The following is a 6752-nucleotide window of genomic DNA, read 5'->3' on the forward strand; positions in this document are numbered from 1 at the left end:
CTTCATCGGGACCGGCCCCGTCGTTCCTCGCCCGCTGCCGCAAACGGGCGCGGGGAAGCCGGGTTCGCAACACGTCGCGATCGAGCCGCATGACGCAATCCGACCTTCCGAGCGCGCCCGGTCCGAAACCCGAGGGCGGTGATCCCGCTGCGCCGGGGAGCGATGCCGAAACCGGGCGGGGCCATGCGCCCGCCAGCCTGTGGACCCTGGTGCTCGGCTCCATGGGCGTCGTCTATGGCGATATCGGGACGAGCCCGCTCTATGCGTTCCGCGAGGCCCTGGTCTCGGCCCGTGCCGACGGCATCCTCCTGCGCGAAGAGGTGCTGGGCGTCGCCTCCCTGATCCTGTGGGCGCTGCTCCTCATCGTCACCATTAAGTACGTCGTCATCCTCATGCGGATGGACAACAACGGCGAGGGCGGCATCCTCTCCCTCATGGCGCTCGCCCGCTCGGCGCTGGGCGGCTCACGCATCGTGTTCATGCTCGGGCTGCTCGGCGCCTCCCTGTTCTACGGCGACGCCATCATCACCCCGGCCATCTCGGTGCTGTCGGCGGTGGAGGGTCTCAAGCTCGTCACGCCGGCCTTCGAGGCCTACGTCCTGCCCATCACCGTCGCCATCATCGTACCCCTGTTCCTCATCCAGAATCGGGGTACGGGCAAGGTCGCGAGCCTCTTCGGGCCGATCATGGCCCTGTGGTTCGGCGCCATGGCGCTCGCCGCCCTGCCGCACATCTATGCGACGCCCGATGTGTTCTGGGCGCTCAACCCGTACTACGCCCTGCATTATCTCCTCGGCCACGGCACGGGCGCCCTGGTGGCCCTCGGTGCGGTGTTCCTCGCCGTGACCGGCGCCGAGGCCCTGTTCGCCGATCTCGGACATTTCGGCCGCCGGCCAATCCAGATCGCGTGGCTCTGCCTCGTCGCGCCCTGCCTCGTGCTCAACTATTTCGGCCAGGCCGCCCTCGTGCTGGCGAAGCCCGACACCACCGATCCGTTCTTCCAGCTCGTGCCCGAATGGGGCCTGCTCCCCATGGTGCTGCTCGCCACCGCCGCCACCGTCACGGCGAGCCAGGCGGTGATCACCGGCGCCTTCTCCCTGTCGCGTCAGGCGATTCAGCTCGGCCTGCTGCCGCGCCTCGAGATCCGCCACACCTCGGAATCCCATTCCGGCCAGATCTACCTGCCGCAGATCAACGCCCTGCTCATGGTGGGCGTCGTCATCCTGGCGATCCTGTTCCGGTCGTCCGCCGCCCTGGCCTCGGCCTACGGCATCGCCGTCACGGGCACGATGCTGATTACAGCGAGCCTCGCCTTCCTGGTGCTGTGGAAGACCTGGAACTGGTCGCCGGTGGCCGCCGGCCTCGCGATCCTGCCCTTCGCGGCCCTCGAATTCCTGTTCCTGCTCTCGAACATGCTCAAGGTGTTCGAGGGCGGCTACGTGCCCCTGCTGTTCGCCGGCGCCCTCATCCTGGTGATGTGGACCTGGGTGCGCGGCGTCGCGATCCTCATCAACAAGACCCGCAAGACCGACGTGCCGCTGACCGAACTCGTCGGCATGCTGGAGAAGAGCCCGCCCCACCACGTGCGCGGCACGGCGGTGTTCCTCACGAGCGATCCCACCATCGCGCCGGCGGCCCTGCTGCACAATCTCAAGCACAACAAGGTGCTGCACGAGAAGAACGTGGTCCTCACCGTGGAGACCGTGGACACCCCCCGCGCTCGGCTGGCGGACCGCGTCCACATCGAGCCCATCGGCCCGCACTTCTCCAAGGTGGTGATGAAGTTCGGCTACATGGAATCGCCGAACATTCCCCGGACCCTGACGCTCCTGAAGAAGCAGGGCTTCAAGTTCGACATCATGGCGACGTCGTTCTTCCTGTCGCGGCGTTCCATCCGCCCGGCGGCCCATTCGGGCATGCCCCTGTGGCAGGACCGGATCTTCATCACCCTCGCCAAGAACGCCAACGACGCCACGGACTTCTTCCAGATCCCCACGGGACGCGTGGTGGAAGTCGGTACCCAGGTGACGGTGTAGGGGAAAGCCCCTCTCACGCCTCCCGGTCGTACCGGAAGGCGTCGGGCATGCGGGGCATGGCGATCCGCTCGTAGAAGGTGACCGCGTCGGGGGCGGCCGTCAGCAGCAGCGCGGCCTGCGGCCCGACTGCGGCCCGCGTCGCGGCGATCAGACCCTGGCCGATCCCGAGCCCTTGGGCCGAGCGGCACACGGCCAGATCCGACATGTAAGCGCAGAAGGAAAAATCCGTGAGCGTGCGGGCGATGCCGACGAGCGCGCCGTCGCGACGGGCGGTGACGACGAGGTCGGCCGCAGCCAACATCCGGGCGAGCCGGGGCAGATCGTCGGCGGGCCGGCGGGGCGCCAAGCCCGACTCGACGAGGACGCGGCGGAACTCCGCCGCGTCGAGGCTCGGTTCGACGCCGTCGAGGGCGTCGATGATCGCGTCAGACCGCGAAGGTACCGTGGCAGTGCTTGTACTTCTTGCCCGAGCCGCAGGGGCAGGGCTCGTTGCGCGCGACCCGGCCCCAGGTGGTGGCGTCCGTGGGGTCGCGTTCCAGCATGGCCGTATCCGTCGCCATGGCCTGGGCGGCGTAGCCGTAGGCCGGCCCGGCACCGCCGGCGCTGCCCGTGCCGGACTCGGCCATCTCGTTCTCACCCGTGACGGGATCGAGGTGCTGGGCGAACATCGGCGGCAGGGCGGGAGAGGCGAACGACGCCTCCGCGGAGGCCGGATCCTCGTACATGATCTCGATGCGCGAGAGCTGCTGCGTCACCTGTTCCCGGAGCGAGCCGACGAGGCCGTTGAAGAGGTCGAAGGCTTCCGACTTGTACTCGTTCAGGGGATCGCGCTGGGCGACACCGCGCCAGCCCACCACCTGGCGTAGGTGGTCGAGGGTCACGAGGTGCTCGCGCCACAGGTGGTCGAGGGTCTGCAGCAGCACCTGCTTCTCGACATAGGTCATCAGGTCGGGCGTGTTCTTCTCGGTGCGGGCCGCGTAAGCGTCGTCGGCGGCCTGGCGCAGGCGTTCGCGCATCTCCTCGTCGGCGATGCCTTCTTCCTTGGCCCAATCCTCCACCGGCACGTCGAGGTTGAGCACGTCCCGGACGCGCTCGCGCAGGCCCTCGACGTCCCACTGCTCGGCATAGGCGTTCTCGGGCACGTGCACGGCGACGAGGTCGTCGACGACGCCGTGGCGCATCTCGTCCACGGTCTCGCGTACGCTCTCCTGGCCCATGAAGTCGCGACGCTGCTCGAACACCACCTTGCGCTGGTCGTTCATGACGTTGTCGTACTTCAACACGTTCTTGCGCATGTCGAAGTTGCGCGCCTCGACCTTCTGCTGCGCCTTCTCGATGGCCTTGTTGATCCAGGGGTGGATGATGGCCTCGCCCTGCTCCAGCCCGAGGCGCGTCAGCATGCCATCCATCCGGTCGGAGCCGAAGATCCGCATGAGATCGTCCTGGAGCGACAGGTAGAACTTCGAACGGCCGGGATCGCCCTGGCGGCCGGAGCGGCCGCGCAACTGGTTGTCGATGCGGCGCGATTCGTGGCGCTCGGTGCCGATGATGTAGAGGCCGCCGGGCAGGGCCTTCTTGCGGCCCGCCGCCGGATCGGCCGGCTCGCCCGACGCCAGCACCTTGGCGCGGTACTCGGCGATCTCGGCCTTGATCGCCTCGATCTTCACGTCGCGATCCGGTCCCTCGGGGATTCCGGCGAGTTCCTTCTCGACGCGCATCTCGACGTTGCCGCCGAGTTTGATGTCGGTGCCGCGCCCGGCCATGTTGGTGGCGATGGTGATGGCGCCGGGCACGCCGGCCTCGGCCACGATGTAGGCTTCCTGCTCGTGGAAGCGGGCGTTGAGCACGGCGAAGCGCTTCGTCACCCGGCCCTCGCGGGCGGCGGCGTAGACGTCGGTCAGCGCGTTGAGGTCCGAGTAGTCGAGGGGTTTGAAGCCGGCCTTCACCAGCATTTCGGCGAGATGCTGCGACTTCTCGATGGAGCCGGTGCCGACGAGGATCGGCTGGTGGCGCGCATGCGCCTTCTCGATCTCGGCGATGATGCCGTCGTACTTCTCGCCCACCGTGCGGTAGACCTCGTCGTCCTCGTCGACGCGCTCGACCTCCTTGTTGGTCGGGATGTCGACGACTTCGAGCTTGTAGATCTCGGCGAACTCGTCGGCCTCCGTCGAGGCCGTGCCGGTCATGCCGGCGAGCTTGGTGTAGAGGCGGAAGTAGTTCTGGAAGGTGATCGAGGCCAGCGTCTGGTTCTCGGGCTGGATCGTCACCCGCTCCTTGGCCTCCAGCGCCTGGTGCAGACCTTCGGAGTAGCGCCGGCCCTGCATCATGCGGCCGGTGAACTCGTCGATGATCACCACCTCGTCGTTCTTGACGATGTAGTCTTTGTCGAGAGTGAACAGGGTGTGGGCGCGCAGCGCCTGGTTCACGTGGTGGACGAGGGAGACGTTGTGGGCGTCGTAGAGATCGCCCTCCTTCAGGAGGTCGGCGCCGCGCAGCAGGTCCTCGATGAACTCGTTGCCGCTCTCGGTCAGCGACACCGTGCGCTGCTTCTCGTCGAGGTCGTAATGCTCGCGCTCGAGATGCGGCATCAGCGCGTCCACGGCGACGTAGAGTTCCGAGCGGTCGTCCACCGGGCCGGAGATGATGAGCGGGGTGCGGGCCTCGTCGATGAGGATCGAGTCGACCTCGTCCACGATCGCGAAATTGTGGCCGCGCTGGGCGAGCTGCGACAGCTCGTACTTCATGTTGTCGCGCAGGTAATCGAAGCCGAACTCGTTGTTCGTGCCGTAGGTGATGTCGCAGGCGTAGGCCGCTTTGCGCTGCTCGTCGTCGAGGCCGTGCACGATGGTGCCGACGGTGAGGCCGAGGAAGCGATAGACCCGGCCCATCCACTCGGCGTCGCGTGACGCGAGGTAGTCGTTCACGGTCACGACGTGGACGCCGAGCCCCGATAGGGCGTTGAGGTAGACCGGCAGGGTCGCCACCAGGGTCTTGCCCTCGCCGGTGCGCATCTCGGCGATGCCGCTCTCGTGCAGCACCATGCCGCCGATGAGCTGCACGTCGAAGTGGCGCTGACCGAGGACGCGCTTGGCGGCTTCGCGCACGGTGGCGAAGGCGGGAACCAGGATGTCGTCCAGGGTCTTGCCGGCGGCGAGTTCGGCCTTGAGCATCACGGTCCGGGCCTGCAGGTCCGCGTCCGACAGGGCGGCGAGCTGGGGCTCCAGGGCGTTGATCTCGGCGACGCGAGGACGGTAGCCCTTCACCCGACGGTCGTTGGACGAGCCGAAAATCTTCTTGGCGAGGGCACCGAGCATCGTGAACCTACGGTCGATCGAAAAGCGTGAAGGCGAATGTTGGCCGGGCTTATAGAGGTAAAGTCTGCCCTGCGCATCCGAAAGGGTCGCGCCCGTCGATCACGTCGTCGCCCGACCATAATGGCGGACGGGACGGTACCGTTCCGCTTCAGAGCACGAGGGGCGCCCTCCGGTTTTCGATGAGACGAACCAGCGCGAGGGCGGTCAGTTCCGAGGATTTGGGATTGGTGAGCAGCGGAGGACGACGGCACTGCCACGGTCGCCGAGCAAACGAACGACGCGTCGCGCGATGGCCCCCAGCCGACCAGAGCGATCCGCAAAGGCGTTTGCTCCGGGCGTGGGACCGGGAGTGTGGCTGGCGCAAGCATGGGAAGACCGGTCTCGCGCGGCGCATCCGACAGTTGATCACCGCGGCGCCCGCAATCTTAACGACTCGGTGCGCGTGATATCAATCCTAAGTGTCTCTCACAAAACTCCCGCCGCACCGTCGTCTTCGGGGCGAGAACGGTCCCGGGGCGGGAGTTTCGTGAGGCACTCTAAGAGCGCCTAACAGAACCGTCTGATCTGGTTGAGGGTGATGAGGCTGGCGGCGAGGCTCGTGAAGGCCTCGTAGATGTCTGCGCGTCGCTCATAGCGGATGGGCAATCGACGGAATCGGTTGAACCAGGCGTGGGTGCGCTCCACGACCCAACGGTGACGACCGAGTTTCTCGCTGCTCTCGATGCCGCGTCGAGCGATGCGCGGCACGATCCCTCGCGCCCGGCACTCCTGGCGGCGGGGTCTGGCATCGTAGGCCTTGTCGGCGTGCAGCTTGTCCGGACGGCGTCGCGGTCGTCCGCGCCGACCGCTCCGCACAGACGGGATGGCATCGAGGGTGGCCGCCATCATGACGGTGTCGTGCCGGTTGGCACCGCTCAGGCAGAAGCCGAGCGGCGTGCCGCGCGCGTCGGTGACGAGATGGCGCTTCGTCCCCGGCTTGCCCCGGTCCGTCGGGTTCGGGCCAGTGGCAGGCCCCCTTTTTTGGCCTGGACAGACGCGCTGTCCAGGCAAGCCCGGCTCCAGTCGATCTCACCCGCCGCGTGCAGGCGCTCCAGGAGCACGTGATGCAGGCGGCGCCACACGCCCGCCGCTTGCCAATCCCGCAGCCGACGCCAGCAACTCATGCCGCAGCCGCAGCCCATCTCGGCCGGCAGCATCTCCCAGGGCAGCGCCGAGCGTAGCACGAACAGGATACCCGTCAGCGCAGCCCGGTTCTCGATCGGACGACGCCCACCCTTCGGACGCGGACGAGGCGGCGGGAGCAGCGGAGCGATCTCATCCCAGAGATCATCGGGGAGAAGCGGTCTGGCCATGCCAAACCAACGCGGAAAACACCGCTCGGTGCCGTTCTGTTAGGCGCTCT

The 6752-nt window shown here is 67.4% G+C and carries 4 protein-coding genes; 1 reads left to right on the plus strand and 3 read right to left on the minus strand.

Annotation, left to right across the window (positions count from 1 at the left end; translation table 11 throughout):
- Positions 1–89 precede the first annotated feature (89 nt).
- Positions 90–2036, plus strand: a complete 1947-nt coding sequence (locus BM249_RS10410; RefSeq protein WP_091971568.1) for a potassium transporter Kup — start codon at positions 90–92, stop codon at positions 2034–2036.
- Positions 2037–2049: 13 nt separating this feature from the next.
- Here BM249_RS10410 and BM249_RS10415 read toward each other — a convergent pair whose 3' ends face one another.
- From BM249_RS10415 to BM249_RS10425, 3 genes are all read right to left on the minus strand, one after another.
- On the minus strand, positions 2050–2382 hold the full coding sequence (locus BM249_RS10415) for a GNAT family N-acetyltransferase (protein WP_342029854.1): 333 nt from the start codon (positions 2380–2382) through the stop codon (positions 2050–2052).
- A 79-nt stretch (positions 2383–2461) separates the two neighbouring features.
- Positions 2462–5350: a preprotein translocase subunit SecA gene (gene secA, locus BM249_RS10420; protein ID WP_091971571.1), complete on the minus strand. Its 2889-nt coding sequence runs from the start codon at positions 5348–5350 to the stop codon at positions 2462–2464.
- 546 nt (positions 5351–5896) lie between these two features.
- A protein-coding gene (locus BM249_RS10425) for an IS5 family transposase (protein WP_091968899.1) occupies positions 5897–6702 on the minus strand; the annotation gives its coding sequence in 2 pieces (ribosomal slippage) (positions 5897–6381 and positions 6381–6702; 807 coding nt in all).
- Between the last annotated feature and the right edge of the window lie 50 nt (positions 6703–6752).

Origin of the sequence: Methylobacterium gossipiicola (assembly GCF_900113485.1) — a bacterium.
GTDB classification, from domain to species: Bacteria; Pseudomonadota; Alphaproteobacteria; order Rhizobiales; family Beijerinckiaceae; genus Methylobacterium; species Methylobacterium gossipiicola.

Coding starts and splice junctions, on each gene's coding strand:
- secA (WP_091971571.1), bottom strand. CDS start 5,350: ATGCTCGGTGCCCTCGCCAAGAAGATTTTCGGCTCGTCCAACGACCGT.
- BM249_RS10410 (WP_091971568.1), top strand. CDS start 90: ATGACGCAATCCGACCTTCCGAGCGCGCCCGGTCCGAAACCCGAGGGC.